Origin of the sequence: Pseudoalteromonas sp. MER144-MNA-CIBAN-0113, from assembly GCF_040308965.1 — a bacterium.
GTDB lineage: Bacteria > Pseudomonadota > Gammaproteobacteria > Enterobacterales > Alteromonadaceae > Pseudoalteromonas > Pseudoalteromonas tetraodonis.
On record NZ_JBEOOG010000024.1, the window covers coordinates 31702 to 48777 of the forward strand.

Consider the following 17076-nt stretch of genomic DNA (forward strand, 5'->3'; position numbering starts at 1 on the left):
ATATAAAAGGGCTTTATTGCCCTTTTTTTATGTTTAAGAACAACACATAGTTGGCATTTATGCAGCGTTACCCCCTATTTTTATAGATAGTAATCACACTACACAGGCTCTGCCTTACCTAAAACCAAACACACAACTGTACGTTCTACCTCAAAAAATAACAAAACTTAATATTGTTAACATTCTGTATTCTATTTGTAATCATTTTTCATTACACTAAGCGTCCCATTTGGGGAAACAAAAACACGGGAAAAAATAATAATGTTGAAAACAAAAATAACGCCATTGGCGCTTGTGTTAGCAAGCCTCAGTGCACCCGCTACCGCTAACCTCGTTATATCAGAATACGTAGAGGGCAGTAGCTATAATAAAGCAGTAGAACTATTTAATAATTCGACAACCCCACTGTCATTGGATGGCTACACCCTAAGTCTCTATTCAAATGGCAATACAGAGGCAAACAATACGCTCGATTTAACCGGTGAACTTGCTGCTAATAGCACTTATGTCATTGTTAATGGTAATGCTTCAGTTGAATTAAAAGAAAAAGCAGATCAACTCAGCGCCGTCACTAACTTTAATGGTGATGACGCACTGGTACTTACGCAAGGCTCAACCGTTATTGATAGCTTTGGTCAACGCGGCGTAGATCCAGGTTCATTTTGGTCTGAAGGTGGCGTACAAACACAAAATAAAACACTGCGCCGTAAAGAAACTCAATTAAACGGCCGCACTGATGCCGATGGCACTTTTAATCCAAGTGAGCTATGGCTGCAATTTGATCAAGATGATTTTAGTGATCTAGGTATCTTTGCAGGGAATTCTTCACCTAATCCAGATCCTGAGCCAGAACCTGAAGATCCTTTACTATGTGGCGCTGATAAAACATTAATTAGCAGTATTCAAGGTGAAGGCGCAAGCAGTCCACTGGTTAACACTGTGGTTGAATTTGAAGGCGTTGTGACAGCTAATTTCCAAGCAGATGATCAGCTCAAAGGCTTTTTTGTAAATTCACTTAATAGTGATGAAGATACAAATCCCCTTACTTCTGAAGGTGTATTTGTTTACTTTACCAATACTGATGTTAATGTTGGCGACCATGTTCGCGTACAAGGTACTGTTGAAGAGTACTTTGATGCCACCCAAATTGGTAATGTTAGCCAAGTTGCTATTTGTGATACCGGCCTTTCAGCTTATCCGACTAAAATCACTTTACCCGTTATCGATCAAAGTGAGTTAGAAGCATTTGAAGGTATGTTGGTGACCCTAGAGCAGCCATTAGTTGTCACGAATAACTATGGTTTAGGTCGCTACGGTGAATTAGAGCTTGCCACCGAACGTTTATATCAAGGGACACAAGTTGCACTTCCTGGTGCGGCAGCAAATGCGGTTGAAGCGCAAAATCTAACTAAAAAAATACTCGTAGATGATGGCTCAACTCGTCAAAATCGCGACCCTATTGCTTACCCTGTACCTGGATTATCAGCAGAGAATACGCTGCGTACTGGCGATACAGTAAATACCGTTACTGGCGCCCTAGCGTACAGTTTTAGCACTTACCGTATTCACCCAACGGTCACACCTCAGTTTATAGCAACGAATCCGCGTACCGATGCACCAGAGTTAAACCCTGACGCTGATTTACGTGTTGCCAGCTTTAACGTACTTAACTACTTTAATGGCGACGGCCAAGGCAGCGGTTTCCCAACTAGCCGAGGCGCTGACTCAGAAGTAGAATTAATTCGTCAACAGGCCAAACTAGTTAGTGCTATCAGTGCTATGCAAGCTGATGTGATTGGCTTAATGGAAATTGAAAATGACGGCTTTGGCGAATTTAGCGCAGTTGCAAGCTTAGTAAATGCACTTAATGATGCCGACAGTCAAAATCAATATGCATTTGTGGACTTTGGCGTTGATAAAATCGGCACCGACGCTATTACTACCGCGCTTATTTATCGTGCTGATAAAGTACAGCAAGTAGGAACAGCAGCGATTACAACTGACGCGCCTTTTGACTACAGCAATCGCGCACCTATTGCGCAAAGCTTTAAGTCTTTAGAGACAGAAGAAGTCTTTACTGTTGCCGTTGCTCACTTAAAATCTAAAGGTGGTTGTGGAAGTGCAACTGGTGGAAACGCTGATCAAAATGACGGCCAAGCATGTTGGAACGAAATTCGAACTGCTGGCGCCAATGCATTTGCTGATTGGTTAAATAGCAAACCAACAGGGGTTGATGATGAAGATATCATTCTTGTTGGCGACATGAACGCCTATGCAATGGAAGATCCTATCCGTGCATTTGCTGATAAAGGCCTTAAAAATGTGGTTGCTGAGCTAGATGGCAACACTTTAGGTTACTCTTATAGCTTTTCTGGCCGAGCGGGTAGTTTAGATCACGCCCTAGTCAGTCCAAGCTTATTAAATAAAGTAGTCAGTGCAACCGATTGGCACATTAATGCCGATGAGCCTATCTCGCTTGATTATAACGTTGAGTTTAAATCTGACGCACAACAATCAACCTTATATGCTCAAGGTCCTTACAGAGCGTCAGATCATGACCCTGTTATTGTCGATATTCGCTCGACCATTATCGCGCCACCTGAGCCAGAACATGAAGTAATTATTGGCGAAATTAATAATATTGGCGGGTGGTTTTGGTGGAAAAGCTACAGCTTTGAAATCCCACAAGGTTATGACGAGCTAACGGTTAGCCTTGACGGTGGCTGGGGTGATGCAAACTTATTTGTACGCCATAAAAGAAACCCGACTCTTTTCAGAAAAGATTGCGCCTCAATAAGCTTCGGTAATAGCGAAAGCTGTTCATTTACCAACCCTAAAGAAGGTAAGTGGCGAGTGCGTGTAAACGGCGCCATTCCTTTTGGTAATGTTAAATTAACGTACAAAGCAACAAAGTATGCTGATTAAGCTTAATTAGTCGGTTAACAATTAGGTATTGTGACCTAAAATATCTATATAGTTACTCAAAAGCCGCTTTCGCGGCTTTTTTATTTTTTATACAAATGTAATTCAGACAAGCTTCAGCAAACATTGCTTACTATCTATGCAAACCTTGATATGGCCTTTATCAAATTTCACACCTTTCATTTATTGTTTAATAAATACAAAGTGTGAAGCTGCGTTACTACACCTGCGCTAAAACGATAATTGCCCAGTCCTGCTAACCCATATAAAAACCATTGAGATAGACGTTACTCTCGCTGTAAATATATTTTTATAAAGGATTCAAAATGAAAGAACGCATTCACCTTATATCAACTTGTCAAAGGGCTTTTAAACCTTTGGTAGGGATGTTGATAGTTTTTTCACTGTGGGGAACGAACAACGCCATTGCAGCAACCTCATTAGAAGCGGCAATACCACAAGGCAGCTTATTTGATGTGATAAGTGCGCGTGCTAAAAAGCTTGCTGAGCAAGATTACATTGCACCTAAAAACATACAAATAGAGGCGCTTAATAGTATTGATTATCAAGACTACCGCTCAATCCGCTTCAAACACGATCAATCGGTATGGAAAGATGAAGGGCTTTATGAGCTGCAACTATTTCACCCAGGTTTTTTATATAAAACCCCAGTCAAAATCAATATCGTTGATCAAGATGCCAAGCTTAGCCGTCTCCCATTTAGCACAGACTTTTATCAATATGATGGAACAGCAGCACACCTAAAAGATGAAATAGCGAAAAGTGTTGAAGGTACACAGTTAGGGCATGCTGGTTTTAGATTGCACTACCCACTAAATAACGATGACTATAAAGATGAAATTATGGTGTTTCAGGGCGCTTCTTATTTTCGCCTAGTTGGACCTAATCAAGTTTATGGCTTATCAGCACGCGGATTGGCAATTGATACCGCACAAACATCTGGTGAAGAGTTTCCTTCATTCAAAGAGTTTTGGTTAGTAAAACCAACACCAGAGCAAACTAATATTACTATTTTTGCTTTACTCGATAGCCCATCGGTAGCGGGAGCCTACAAGTTTGAAATAGACCCAAACACACAGACACGAGTTAACGTCGACATGCAAATTTTTGCGCGTAAAGATGTTAAAAAGCTAGGTATAGCGCCATTAACGAGCATGTTTTATCACGGTGAAAATAGCACTAAGTTTTTTGATGATTACCGCCCTGAAGTACATGATTCAGATGGTTTGCTCACGCAGTCACAAGAGAGTAATTGGGTGTGGCGTCCGCTTAATAATCCATCCCAACTCAGTGTAACCTCTTTTTCATATGAGAATCCAAAAGGCTTTGGCCTTGTGCAGCGTGACCGTGACTTTAATAACTACTTTGATATAGAAGCGCATTACCATGACCGCCCTAGCCTTTGGATAGAACCACAAGGTGAATGGGGCAATGGCCGTGTTGAGCTAGTAGAAATTCCAACAGATACTGAAACAAACGATAATATTGTAAGTTATTGGGTTCCTGAAAAGCCGTTCAAAGCTGGAGAGGCATTAAAGTTTAGCTATAAGATGACGACGTTTAATGATTATCTAAGCCAAAATAATTTGGCCAAAGTAGCTAGAACGCGTATCGGTAGTGCCGCATTACCTGGTGAAGATAATCCACCGCCAAAAAGCCATCGTCAATTTACTGTTGACTTTACCGGCCCTGATATCAATCAGTTATCAGCAAAATTAGCACTTAGCGCAGATCTTCAGCTGACTACCGGTGAAGCCCGCGATATTACAGTGCAAAAATTACCAAAATCATTAGGTTGGCGTGTTGCTTTTAAAGTCGCTCCCCAAGGTAGTGATCCTGTAGATATGCGTTTATCGCTAAAGCTACGTAATAAAGAAGTGAGCGAGGTATGGAGCTATGTTTGGTATCCAAATGACATCAAGTAAACAAAGCGCAGGCACGCCGATGCCTTTTAAAACACTTCGTGTGTGGTTATTTGCTATCGCTGCTATTGGTCTTTCAGGCTATGGCATTTCAATTATGTTTGAAATTTTAAACTCAAATGGCATGACCTTGCTTGAGTATGCACTTCTTGCTTTATTTTCTATTACTTTTGCGTGGATAGTCACCGCATTTTGTAGTGGTTGTATTGGTTTTATACTGCAGCTATTTCGGATAGATCCACTCACACTTAAAAAAATAAAGCCGGTCTCTATTAACAGTGAAGCACTATCACAGCAAAAAACAGCTGTGGTTATGCCTATATATAACGAAGATACGCACAGAGTGATTGCAGGCTTTGAAGTCAGCTTACAATCATTAAAAGCGACAGGGCAATTAAAACACTTTGATTTTTATTTACTAAGCGATACACAAGACGCAACTATTGCTAGTAATGAATTAAGTGCATGGCATGCGTTATGTGAGCGCTTAGGTGATACTGCAAAGCAGGTATTTTATCGTCGCCGTGAAGATAACAAACATCGTAAAGTGGGTAACTTAACCGACTTTTGTGAGCGCTGGGGTAGCCAATACGAGCATATGATTGTATTGGATGCCGATAGTGTAATGACTGGCCAATGCATGCTAGAGCTCACTACCAGTATGCTAAATAATCCACAAACGGGATTGATTCAGACTATCCCTATTCCTGTGCGCCAAGATACCTTTTTTGGACGCTTTTTACAGTTCGCTTCAATTCTTTATAGTCCAATGTTAGCTACCGGCTCTGCTTTTTGGCAGACCGACAAAGCCAATTACTGGGGCCATAATGCCATTATTCGCGTCAAAGCATTTATTGATTGCTGTGGCTTGCCAACACTAAAAGGTAAAGCGCCTTTTGGTGGTGAAATTTTAAGTCATGATTTTGTGGAAGCCTCTTTATTACATAGCGCGAATTGGGACGTATTATTACTTGCCGATATTGAAGGCAGTTACGAGGAAGTTCCGAGCAACATATTAGATTATGCTGTACGCGATAGACGCTGGGTTCAAGGTAATATTCAACACCTTGGCTTATTATCATCAGCAAAATTAAAGCTAATGAGTAAGCTGCATTTTTTACTGGGTGCAACCGCGTATATATCATCACTCATTTGGTTATCTATGCTGGCGTTAAGTACCATAGATGCGGTAACACGCGCTTTAAATAGCGATGTCTATTTTAATCGCGCCTATCAACTATTTCCAACTTGGCAAATAGCCAAAACAGAACTCATTGACTCATTACTTTACCTAACTATCATTATTTTATTATTGCCTAAACTCATGGGCGTGATTGTTACCTTAGTACACCGTAAGCAGCGCTTTGGTGGTGCATTAAAACTTACTTTAGGGTCTATAATTGAAACCGTGTTTGCCATTATTGTGGCACCATTAATGATGGTTTTTCATGCATATTTTGTAGTCTGTGTATTTTTAGGTAAAAAAGTAAAATGGGACGCTCAACCGCGTGAAGGCAGAATGGTGCCATGGAAAGAAGCGTTTAGTTATACATTGCTTTCTTCGCTGATTGCCATTGTATGGGGTAGCGTTGCTTATTACTTTACGCCAGTCTTTTTTTGGTGGTTATCTCCTATTTTATTAGGGCTCATACTCGCTGCACCTATTGTGCGCTATTCAAGTAGTATCAAGCTAGGCGTTAAGCTCAGAAAATGGGGGATTTTTCTCTGCCCGAGTGAAGTCGATAATGATGCAACATTAGCGGCACTTAAAGTACACCTCAAAGAGATAACCGTTCCACCTGCAGGGCGTTATTCAACAGCAATACCGCTGTTACCACAAGAACATAAAGTAACCATGCCTATTCAGAGCTTTAGTAGTGAATCACATCGTAAGAAGTTTAAAGCACTCATCACAAAAACAGCTAATAAGCTAAATTAATACCAATTCGCTTAATTAAGTCAGCTATTTTGAAGATTGGTATAGTCATAATAAATAAAAAAGGAGCAACTAACTGTTGTTCCTTTTTTATGACCGCACGTTTTAATTTTCGAGCTTAATAACCTTCAGACAATAAAAAACCCGCAACAAGTGCGGGTTTTTTTTAAAGAGTTAAAGTGCTAATTACTTAGCCGCTTTTTTCTCTTTTTCTGCAGCGATTACTGTGTCAGCTACGTTTTGTGGACATGGTGCGTAGTGTGAGAACTCCATAGAGAACTGACCACGACCTGATGTCATTGTACGTAGTGAACCGATGTAACCGAACATTTCTGATAACGGTACGTCTGCTTTAATGCGAACGCCAGTTAAACCAGCTTCTTGGTCGCTTAACATACCACGACGACGGTTAAGGTCACCGATTACGTCACCTACGTGATCTTCTGGCGTGAACACGTCAACTTTCATGATTGGCTCAAGAAGTTGTGCACCCGCTTTAGGGATAGACTGACGGAAAGCGCCTTTAGCTGCGATTTCGAATGCGATTGCTGATGAATCCACGGCGTGGAAGCCACCGTCGAAAAGTTCAACTTCAACGTCAAGTACTGGGAAGCCAGCTAGAACACCTTCGTTCATCATTGACTTAAAGCCTTTCTCAACTGCAGGCCAGAATTCTTTAGGTACGTTACCACCAACAACTGAAGATGTGAACGTGAAACCAGAACCCACTTCGCCAGGCTTGATACGGTAATCGATTTTACCGAATTGACCAGAACCACCAGATTGTTTCTTATGCGTGTAGCTATCTTCGATTTCACGAGTGATAGTTTCACGGTAAGCAACCTGTGGTTGACCAACGATAAGGTCTACACCGTAAGTACGCTTAAGGATATCTACTTTGATATCTAAGTGAAGCTCACCCATACCTTTAAGGATAGTTTCACCTGAATCTTCATCAGTTTCAACTTGGAAAGATGGATCTTCTGCAACCATTTTACCGATAGCAACACCCATTTTCTCATTACCGCCTTTATCTTTAGGCTGTACAGCAATCGAGATTACTGGAGTTGGGAATACCATTGGCTCAAGTGTTACTGGGTGCTTAGGATCACAAAGAGTGTGACCAGTTTGCACGTTCTTCATACCAACGATAGCGATGATATCGCCCGCTTGCGCTGAAGTAAGCTCTTTACGCTCATCTGCTTGCATCTCAACCATACGGCCAACACGCTCAGTTTTACCAGTAAATGCATTAAGGATAGTGTCACCCTTGTTAAGCTTACCAGAGTAAATACGTACGAATGTTAATGCACCAAAACGGTCATCCATGATCTTAAATGCTAACGCTTTGAAAGGTTCGTCAGCAGATACGATTGCATGCTCGCCGTTTTCGTTACCTTCTTCATCCATAAGAGGTTGAGGATCAACTTCTGTAGGAGCAGGTAGGTAATCTACTACTGCGTCAAGTACAAGTTGCATACCTTTGTTTTTGAATGCAGAACCACAGAATGTAGGGAAGAACGCAAGGTCACGAGTACCTTTACGGATACAACGCTTGATGTCTTCGATTGAAGGGATTTCACCTTCCATGTACGCTTCCATTAGGTCATCGTCTTGCTCTACAGCAGTTTCGATAAGCATTTCATGGTATTCATCAGTTTTCTCTACCATGTCTGCAGGAACGTCTTCAATAGTGTAGTTTTCTGGAAGACCTGTCTCATCCCAGATGTATGCTTTTTTGTTTAAAACATCAACAACACCTATGAATTCGTCTTCAATACCGATTGGTAAAGTCATGATAAGTGGAGTAGCACCAAGTACTTTTTGTACTTGCGCTGTTACACGGTAAAAATCAGCACCCATACGGTCTAATTTATTTACGAAAATAATACGTGCAACGCCTGATTCGTTCGCATAGCGCCAGTTAGTTTCTGATTGTGGTTCAACACCACCAGAACCACAGAATACACCAACACCGCCATCTAATACTTTAAGTGAACGGTAAACTTCAACGGTGAAGTCAACGTGTCCAGGAGTATCGATAACGTTGAAACGGTGATCTTTCCAGAAACAGCTTACTGCCGCAGACTGGATAGTAATACCGCGCTCAGCTTCTTGCTCCATGAAATCGGTAGTCGATTCACCATCATGTGTCTCACCGCTTTTGTGGATAGTGCCTGTAAGCTTTAGGATACGCTCAGTAGTTGTGGTTTTACCCGCATCAACGTGCGCGAAAATACCAATGTTTCTGTACTTCGATAAATCTGCCATTATTTTACTCTTAATAAAGTCGAAAAATTATTCGGCGGGAGTATAGCATTACTTAATGCGAACATCACCATAGAAGTCGCTTAAAATGCAATCAATTCTAGAAAATATTTTTGACGTTTCCATCTTAGCTTCAAGAAGATGTCAAAAAGTGCTCTACTTATTATTCACTTAGTCTTTAAATTCAAAGTGATAACAAACTTAGCTCATTTTATAACAACGTTCTGGCCGACCTATGCTGCCATAGCTTTGGTCGGCACTTACTTGCTCTGCCTCTAGTAAATACTCTAGATAACGTCGCGCCGTCGAGCGACTTACCCCAACTAAATCGCCCATTTGCTGGGCAGTAAAAGGCGTTTTTTTATGCTCTTTAAAGGCATCAATGATTTTTTTTAAAGTCAGCTGATCAACCCCTTTCGGCAGTCTAACCGGTGCTTTTGTTTGTTCACTTGAGCCAAATAAGGTATCCACCATAGATTGTGTTACTTCATTGGCATCCGATAAGCACTGCTGGCGAGACTCAAAACGAGCTAACGCTTGATCAAGCCGATTAAGCCGATTAAGCATTAACGGTTTTACCAAAAAGTCGCAAGCACCCAATTGCATTGCTTTTTCGAGAGTTTCGACTTCTTTGGCAGCAGTCAGTAGCATCACTTCACTTTTAATCGAGCGGCGACGTAAATCAGTCAATAAATCCAGACCGTTACCATCAGGTAGGTGGATATCAAGCAAGATCAAATCGGGCTCTATCGCCTGTAACAACCCGGTAGCAGTGCTGAGATTTGCAGCAATACCAACTACTTGGTACTGACCTTGTCGCAAGCTTTGCCGCGCAGTTTGGTTTCCCGCAACGCCATTAGGTAAAAGCAGGTATTGAGCAAGAAGTTGTGCAACTTCGAGTTCATCTTCGATAATAACTACTGAATATGTCATTTTTTATTACTCATGTTAGCCTTGTAATAGCAGCGTATTTATACTTTTATTATTGCTTCATTACTGCTTATTACCCAAATTGCAGGGTGTTATTTTGGGATATAGACGCTTAATCGCGCCCCTTTTAAGTCTGATTCGCCTATTTCCAAACTGCCGCCACAGGAATCTAAGTTCGTTTTCACTAAATATAAACCAATACCGTGTTCGGCACCGCTTTTAGAGCTATATTGGGGCGTAAAAATCACTTCGTGATCACTCCCTAAACCAAAACCACTGTCTTCAACATCAAACAATAATGTCTGGCTAGTTTCATCCACCGTTACTCGTACATAAGGCGTGCGCTCTCTACTGGCTCTGATCGCTGCATCTATCGCGTTATCAATTAAGTTACCCAGTATTGATACCACTCGCTCTAACATGTCGGTGCGCTCTATGGCACCGAGCAAACTATCTGGGTTAAGTTCCAGCACCACATTTAACTCACGCGCTTTGTGATATTTCCCTACTAATAACCCTGCTAAAACAGGGTCTTGAATACGTTCTAACAAGTGATGTATTTGTGCTTGCGAGCCTTGGCTTTCTTGGCCAATTAACTCTATTGCTTGCTCATTTTTACCCATTTGAATAAGCGCACCAATTAAGTTGAGCTTATTTGAATAGTCATGCGTTTGCACTCTTAAAAGCTCTGCAAAGGCTTGCACTTTGGTTAACTGCTGACTTAGGTACTCAAGTTCATCAGCGGGACGAAGAGTAAGTAAAATACCATCAGCCTGCCCTTGTACTTGCAATGAAAAGCGCGAGAGTACCAAGCGTTTATCCGCAGCAAACAGCTCAAAGCCGACCATTTTACGGCGCTGGTTGCGCAGTAAAAACTCAGCATGCTCTGGTAGTAAATCTTTCAGCGTGAGTGACTGATTAATACAAGCGGCTGGTTTATCTAAAATTTCACAAGCACGCTGAGTTAGCTTGCGTACTCGGCCATCTGGGTCAAGGGCGATTACGCCACTGCGCATAGTATTTAAAATAGCGTCCTGCTCTGAAAACAACCTCGCAATTTCATCGGGCTGCAAGCCAAAAATAGCATTTCTTACTCGCTGACCAATAAAAATAGCGGCTACAATACTCAAAACAACTAACAGCAGACCCCAGATCATAATTTCTACAATACGCGCTCTGATCAAGGGCTCAATCGATTGCACTAAAAAGCCCACCGAGACTAAACCTATTATATTTTGTTGTTCATCATAAACCGGCACTTTACCGCGAATAGATTCGCCTAAACTACCCTGTGCCACTGAGATGTAACGCTCACCTCGCAGCGCTGCTTGGCTATCACCACCAACCATTTTTTTGCCCAATTTATTACGATCTGGGTGGGCAATTCGATGGGCATTTTTATCGCCAATAACAATAAAATCTGCGTCAGTAAGCTGGCGCAGATTTTCTATTTCTTGGTTAATTGCTACCAAGTCACTGGGATTTTTTAATGCTTTAACAACCTCATCGCTTGATGCAATACTGGTTGCCACAGCCAGTGCTTTATCACCTATGTGGTTATGCAAACTTTGCGCGGTAATTTGATACACCAAGCCGCCAAATAACACTGCTTGTAATACACATAGCCCCGTTACCCAAATTATTAACCGCGTTTCTAAACGCTTGGGCTTTTTAACTATGTGTTGCAACGGATTTTGCTTTTTGGTGTCAATCATTAGTTACCTCAGCTTTAAGCTCAATTACGCATGCTCTTGCTTCGCTTTAACTGCAGCTTTATCAGCACGGCGTTGGGTTATAAAGTCTTTTAATGGAAATAACAACACTAATAATGAGATAACAAAAATACTCAGTGTTAGTGGGCGTTCCCATAAGAAACTTAATGAACCATCAGAGATCATCATTGAGCGACGGAAATTACGTTCAATCATGTCACCTAAAATAAAGCCTAGTAGTAACGGTGCCATTGGGAAAGCCAACAATCGTAATACCAGCGCCACCACAGCAAAGCCAACCATCATAAATAAATCAAAAGTATTAAAGGAGACTAAATACACGCCAATTAAGCTGAAGAACAAAATCATAATGGTTAACACTGATTTTGGCATCGCTAATACTTTTGCAAAATACGGTATCAAAGGTAGATTTAAAATAAGTAATACGATGTTACCAAAATACATACTTACAATAACAGACCAAAATACACTGGGATTTTCTTGCATTAACATTGGACCTGGCTGAATGCCATAGGCAATTAACGCGCCTAACATAATGGCGGTAGTGCCAGAACCGGGGATACCTAAGGTTAATAATGGTACAAACGAGCCAGTACACGCCGCATTATTAGCTGACTCTGGCGCTGCTAAACCACGTAATGATCCTTTACCAAATTTATCTTTTAACGCTTTAGGCGCTAAATTGCGCTCAGTTGCATACGCCATGAAGCTGGCAATCGTTGCACCGGCACCAGGTAATACGCCAATGATAAAACCAAGAATCGATGAACGGCCTACTGTTGGTGCCATCTCTTTTATTTCTGCTTTGGTCAATTTTGTTGAGCCAATTTGCGGGGTATCTGAATCATTGATGCTTTTGATTTCTTTCTTCTCTGGACGTACTACATTGATTAGCGCCTCTGCTAATGCAAAGGTTGCCATTGCCACTAATAAGAAACTAATACCATCAAGTAAATCTGCTTGGCTAAAGGTAAAACGCTCTGTGCCTGATGATGGATCAATACCAACAGTGGCGAGCATTAAGCCGAACACTGTCATCATCATCGCTTTTAAAAATTGCCCTTTATTCGAAAAAGCAGCAATTGCGGTTAGGCCTAAAAACATCAGCACTACATAGTCAGGAGATTGAAAGCTCAATGACACTTTTGCCAATAAAGGCGCTGCAACCATCAACAAAATAGCGCCGACCGTTCCGCCTATAAAGGAGGAGTAAGCAGCAATCGCCAATGCTTTACCGGCATGACCTTGTTTTGCCAACGGATAGCCATCAAAGGAAGAAGCTACCGTGCCGGCAACCCCAGGGGCATTGATCAATATAGATGATGTTGAACCGCCAAAAATGGCCCCATAATAAACCCCGGCCATTAAGATCATGCCGGAATCAGCACCGATGCTATAAGTAATTGGGATCATTAACGCGATTGCAGTAATAGGGCCAAGGCCCGGTAGCATGCCGATAAAGGTACCGACAAAACAACCTACAATCACATAGAGCAAATTGTTCCAGTCGAGTACGGTCGACAAACCCAGCATAATTCCATCAAACATAACTTAACTCCACAGGTTGCCAGGAACCAAATAAATACCGAGTACTTGGGTCATTAAAAACCAAAACACCACAGCAACAGGAATAGATGCCAGCAATAAAATCTTTTTGCGACGCTCTCCCATAACAAAAAAGCCAACTAATAAAAACACACTGGTTGATATTAAAAAGCCAATTGGCTCAAGCGCTGCGCTATAAACCACCATCAATATCAGCAAGCCAAATGTTCTTAGTACATTTGATTTTTCAAGTACATCATCACTATCTGTTTTTTCGGTTGGTTTAAGTAACGTAGCCCCGATTGAAAGTAAGCAAACAATAATGCCAAATGCTGCATAGACCTTAGGTAAAGTAGCAGAGGTGACTGTTTCATACTCTTCAAATGGGAGTAATGGAATTTGCCATGCAACAATGGCGTATAGGGTAAATAGCGCCAAGAATAAACTTGGCCCTAGTAATTCGCGATTCAACATCAGAGCCTCGATTAACGTAACGTACGAATAAAGCCGAGTTCTTCCATAACAACTTTGAGCTGGGCTTCTTGCTGCTCAAGTGACTTTATAAATTGATCTTTTTCTTGAAATAAATTTAACCAACCATTACGTGCACGTACCACTTCCCACTCTGGAGTCGTTTGTAGTTTACGTAGTTTCTCGGTGTATTCTGCAAGTTTGTCGGCTGGTAAATTAGGTGCAGCAAAAAAGCCACGCCAGTTAACAAACTCCATGTCATAACCTAATGATTTTAGCGTTGGAATTTCTGGGTAATCTGGTAATGCATCCCCTGAGGTCACCGCTAAAATGCGTGCCTGACCACCGTTGGCAACTTCAAGCGCTTCGCTTAAACCGGTTGAAAGTAAGTTAACTTCACCAGATAACAAGCCCGCTTTTGCTTTACCGCCGGCATCATAAGGAATATAGCGCAGACGACGGCCATCAATACCCGCCGCTTTAACAGCTTGCGCTGCCACTAAGTGATCCATGCTGCCACGTGCTGAGCCACCAGCCACTTTTACAGAGCTAGGATCTTCTTTCATTGCAGCAATCACATCTTGCCAGCTTTTAAACGGTGAATCATTACGCACCACAAATGCACCATAATCGGCGATCATGCTGGCAACAGGGGTTAAATCACGGTAGCTGTAAGGGATTTTACCGGTTAATGCACGCAACACGATAGGTGTTGAGTTAACCATTAAAATGTCACCTTTCTTGGTACCCGACTCAATTAAATAAGCAATCGCACGACCGCCACCGCCGCCCGACATGTTTTGAAATGACGCATTGTCCTCAATACCTGATTTCACTAAGCCCTCGCCAACACCACGCGCGGTAGTATCCCAACCGCCACCGGGGCCACCCGGTACTAAAAAGTGAATATCAGCCATTGCGAACGGGCTACTTAGTACAAGCGATGCCGCCAGTACTGTAGTTTTAAAAGATTTAAATGATTTTTTAAGTAAATTCATAACGATTTAATCCTAAAATAAGTACTGAATACGCGCAGCTAAGCCAAGGCCATCATCTTCATCACCCACCAAGTCATTAGCACCAGGGCCATCAACTTCAGAGTAAATTACATTGGCCATAAACTTCACGTTTGCTGAGTAGTAGTAGTTTGCACCAGCGGTATAGGTAGTTACTTCAGTACCTTGAAAATCACTGGTTGCATCAGCAGCACTTAAACGCGCCACTAATTCCCACGCATTTTTAATACCTTTAGGTTGAGAGAATACGGCACTGCCTTTTGAGTAACTTCTTTGCGAACCATCTAGGAAATAACTTGCCGTTAATGAGTAGGCATCAAAACGTTCGCCATCGAGTACCGAAGCGCTGTCGAGAGTATCTAGTTCACGTGTTGCATATTCAGCTTCAACACTAAAACCTTTATTTTGGTATGCAGCTTCAAGACCCATTTGCTCAAAACTGTTTAAACGAACTAGCTCACCACCGGCTGCGTAATTAAGTAAGCGTGTATTAGTGCTACGCACTTCACCACGCGCAAGAGCGCCAGTTAATACTCGTCCGCCCATATCACGCTTTGAGTACCAGCTACCTAAGTGCAATACACCGTTATCAAGATCTTTTTGCCACGTTAAGCGACCAGTCAATGATAATGCCAGCGAACCATCGTCATTGTTGTTACCGTTAGCGCCAAACGCTTCATTTTTATAAACACCAACCGCATAACGCAAACCGGTATCTTTAAAGTATTGGTATACCGACGTACCCCATTGGAAATAAGGCGATACGTTATCAGCCAATGAACTACGTTCAATGGTGGTAATGTACTTAGAGCTGGTTAACGCATTTAATGAGATATCTTCGCGCAACTTACCGACTTGCACTTTTAAACCGTTACCAAAACCGCTATAACGTAGGCGCGCCATAACAATTTCACCACTGTTATCGGCAAAATCTAATAATAATTTATTATCCCAATCACCATGCTCACTTTCAACGTATAAACGCGCACGACGCACAAAAAAGTCACTGGCATCTTCGCCTGAGCGGTTAGGACCCGCGTTGTAAGCACCATCAAAGTAGTTATAGTCCACTTGTAAACGGCCGCCAAATTCAAGGTTAAAGGCTTTATTGCCTTTCATTGAGTCGACTTCTTTTTGTAGCTCATCCAGTTGCTGTTGTAATTTTTCAGTATCGGTGGCAGCTAATGCTGAGGTACTTGCTAGAGCTGCTGCAATGGCCAAAGCCAATTGTGTGTTACTTGCTTTCATTATTTTCTCCACACCTGTGTATGATTTTGTTGTCGTTAGATGAGCTACTGCAATCTGCTATCTATCATCGAGCATAGTGCTAACGCTTGATTAACGAAATGTTTAGAAGTTAAGTTTCATTGATGTTTGTTTCGCTCTTTTTACCCATAAAAATCACGAGCAAAATGAACAAAACAAGAGGTTGATATAAATAGCATTATTTTATTTCTGTGGTGTTTTCTCAGTCTCAGCTAATAAAAACTGATCAAATTGTTGGCGTTGCTCCTCTGTTAAAATTGGATTATTACAACTAAAAATATAAAGCGGGCTCCCATTGCGCTAAATCAAGAGGCATTAGAGTGATGGTTAATTTTCCCGTTTGTGTGGCAACTTCCCATTAATGGGAAGTTTCACTTAGAACAAAGAAAAAATATTGATTAATATCAATACATTAAATATGGCACATTACTGGCTTTAGTCCCCATAACTATTTTACAAGCCAAAGATCAACATATGGATATTGATAGCACCTTAAAACGCAGCACCAAACCGAGTCAGCGTAAAAAACTCATATTTGGTACCTTACTTATTAGCATAGCGCTTATTATTTGGCTGATTTACTCATGGCTAGCACCTACCACATTGGCGGCTAATCAACTGCAAATAGCCACCGTAACTCAAGCTGATTTTGTAATAAAAATACGTGGCTTTGGCCGTTTAAAATCAAAGTATCAGCGTTATTTAACCAATACCGATAGCGCCATGGTCGAAGCTATTCATGTATACCCCGGCACCCGCGTCAATAAAGACACCGTTATTTTAACCCTGGTAAATCCACTACAAGCGCAACGTTTATCAGTCGCACGGCTCGAATTGGCAAGACAAAAAGCCAGCGCTAACGAACAAATAATCAATCAAAAAAGTCAGCTATTAGAGCGCCAAGCAAGCCTGACTATTTTAAAAAGCGAGCTTGAAAGTGCCCAACTGCGTGCACAGGCCGAAAGTAAATTGTGAGCTTTAGCGCCACAATCTCACCTAAATGATTAATTATTAAATGTAGTTTGAATCCATATGACCAACCCATA

General features: G+C 41.6%; 11 protein-coding genes and 1 pseudogene. 4 read left to right on the forward strand and 8 right to left on the reverse strand.

The genetic code is table 11. The annotated features are described in order from the left end of the window. Positions 1–261 precede the first annotated feature (261 nt). From AAEY57_RS08565 to mdoH, 3 genes are all read left to right on the forward strand, one after another. A complete protein-coding gene (locus AAEY57_RS08565) occupies positions 262–2925 on the forward strand; it encodes an ExeM/NucH family extracellular endonuclease (protein WP_350607463.1) in 2664 nt (887 codons plus the stop codon). Positions 2926–3248: 323 nt separating this feature from the next. After that, complete coding sequence (locus AAEY57_RS08570) at positions 3249–4868, forward strand: glucan biosynthesis protein G (protein WP_028834694.1); 1620 nt, start codon at positions 3249–3251, stop codon at positions 4866–4868. Beyond that, positions 4840–6804, forward strand: coding sequence for a glucans biosynthesis glucosyltransferase MdoH (mdoH, locus tag AAEY57_RS08575; protein ID WP_036957039.1), 1965 nt, complete (start codon positions 4840–4842; stop codon positions 6802–6804). Before AAEY57_RS08570 ends, mdoH begins: the two co-directional genes overlap by 29 nt. Positions 6805–6987: 183 nt before the next feature. Here mdoH and fusA read toward each other — a convergent pair whose 3' ends face one another. The 7 genes from fusA to AAEY57_RS08610 form a co-directional block, all read right to left on the reverse strand. Beyond that, the gene (fusA, locus tag AAEY57_RS08580) at positions 6988–9072 is read right to left on the reverse strand and encodes an elongation factor G (protein ID WP_290193434.1); all 2085 of its coding nucleotides are present in this window, start codon (positions 9070–9072) and stop codon (positions 6988–6990) included. A gap of 198 nt (positions 9073–9270) precedes the next feature. Continuing rightward, positions 9271–10002 carry a response regulator gene (locus AAEY57_RS08585; RefSeq protein ID WP_350607468.1) on the reverse strand — a complete coding sequence of 244 codons (732 nt, stop codon included), beginning with the start codon at positions 10000–10002 and terminating at the stop codon, positions 9271–9273. 89 nt (positions 10003–10091) lie between these two features. Continuing rightward, positions 10092–11714: an ATP-binding protein gene (locus AAEY57_RS08590; RefSeq protein WP_138627374.1), complete on the reverse strand. Its 1623-nt coding sequence runs from the start codon at positions 11712–11714 to the stop codon at positions 10092–10094. Between the two features lie 24 nt (positions 11715–11738). Beyond that, positions 11739–13280, reverse strand: a complete 1542-nt coding sequence (locus AAEY57_RS08595; RefSeq protein WP_138627373.1) for a tripartite tricarboxylate transporter permease — start codon at positions 13278–13280, stop codon at positions 11739–11741. Positions 13281–13283: 3 nt separating this feature from the next. Continuing rightward, positions 13284–13751 carry a tripartite tricarboxylate transporter TctB family protein gene (locus AAEY57_RS08600; protein WP_064666763.1) on the reverse strand — a complete coding sequence of 156 codons (468 nt, stop codon included), beginning with the start codon at positions 13749–13751 and terminating at the stop codon, positions 13284–13286. Between the two features lie 11 nt (positions 13752–13762). After that, the gene (locus AAEY57_RS08605) at positions 13763–14746 is read right to left on the reverse strand and encodes a Bug family tripartite tricarboxylate transporter substrate binding protein (protein ID WP_064666762.1); all 984 of its coding nucleotides are present in this window, start codon (positions 14744–14746) and stop codon (positions 13763–13765) included. Positions 14747–14758: 12 nt separating this feature from the next. Further along, a complete protein-coding gene (locus tag AAEY57_RS08610) occupies positions 14759–16012 on the reverse strand; it encodes an OprO/OprP family phosphate-selective porin (RefSeq protein WP_138627372.1) in 1254 nt (417 codons plus the stop codon). Positions 16013–16504: 492 nt separating this feature from the next. On the opposite strand from AAEY57_RS08610, the gene AAEY57_RS08615 reads away from it, so the two are divergent. Further along, positions 16505–17005: an efflux RND transporter periplasmic adaptor subunit gene (locus tag AAEY57_RS08615; protein ID WP_212746091.1), complete on the forward strand. Its 501-nt coding sequence runs from the start codon at positions 16505–16507 to the stop codon at positions 17003–17005. On the opposite strand, the pseudogene AAEY57_RS21420 reads toward AAEY57_RS08615, so the two are convergent. Next, positions 17001–17076, reverse strand: a pseudogene (locus AAEY57_RS21420) (transposase); the annotation flags it as partial. The gene AAEY57_RS08615 and the pseudogene AAEY57_RS21420 overlap by 5 nt on opposite strands.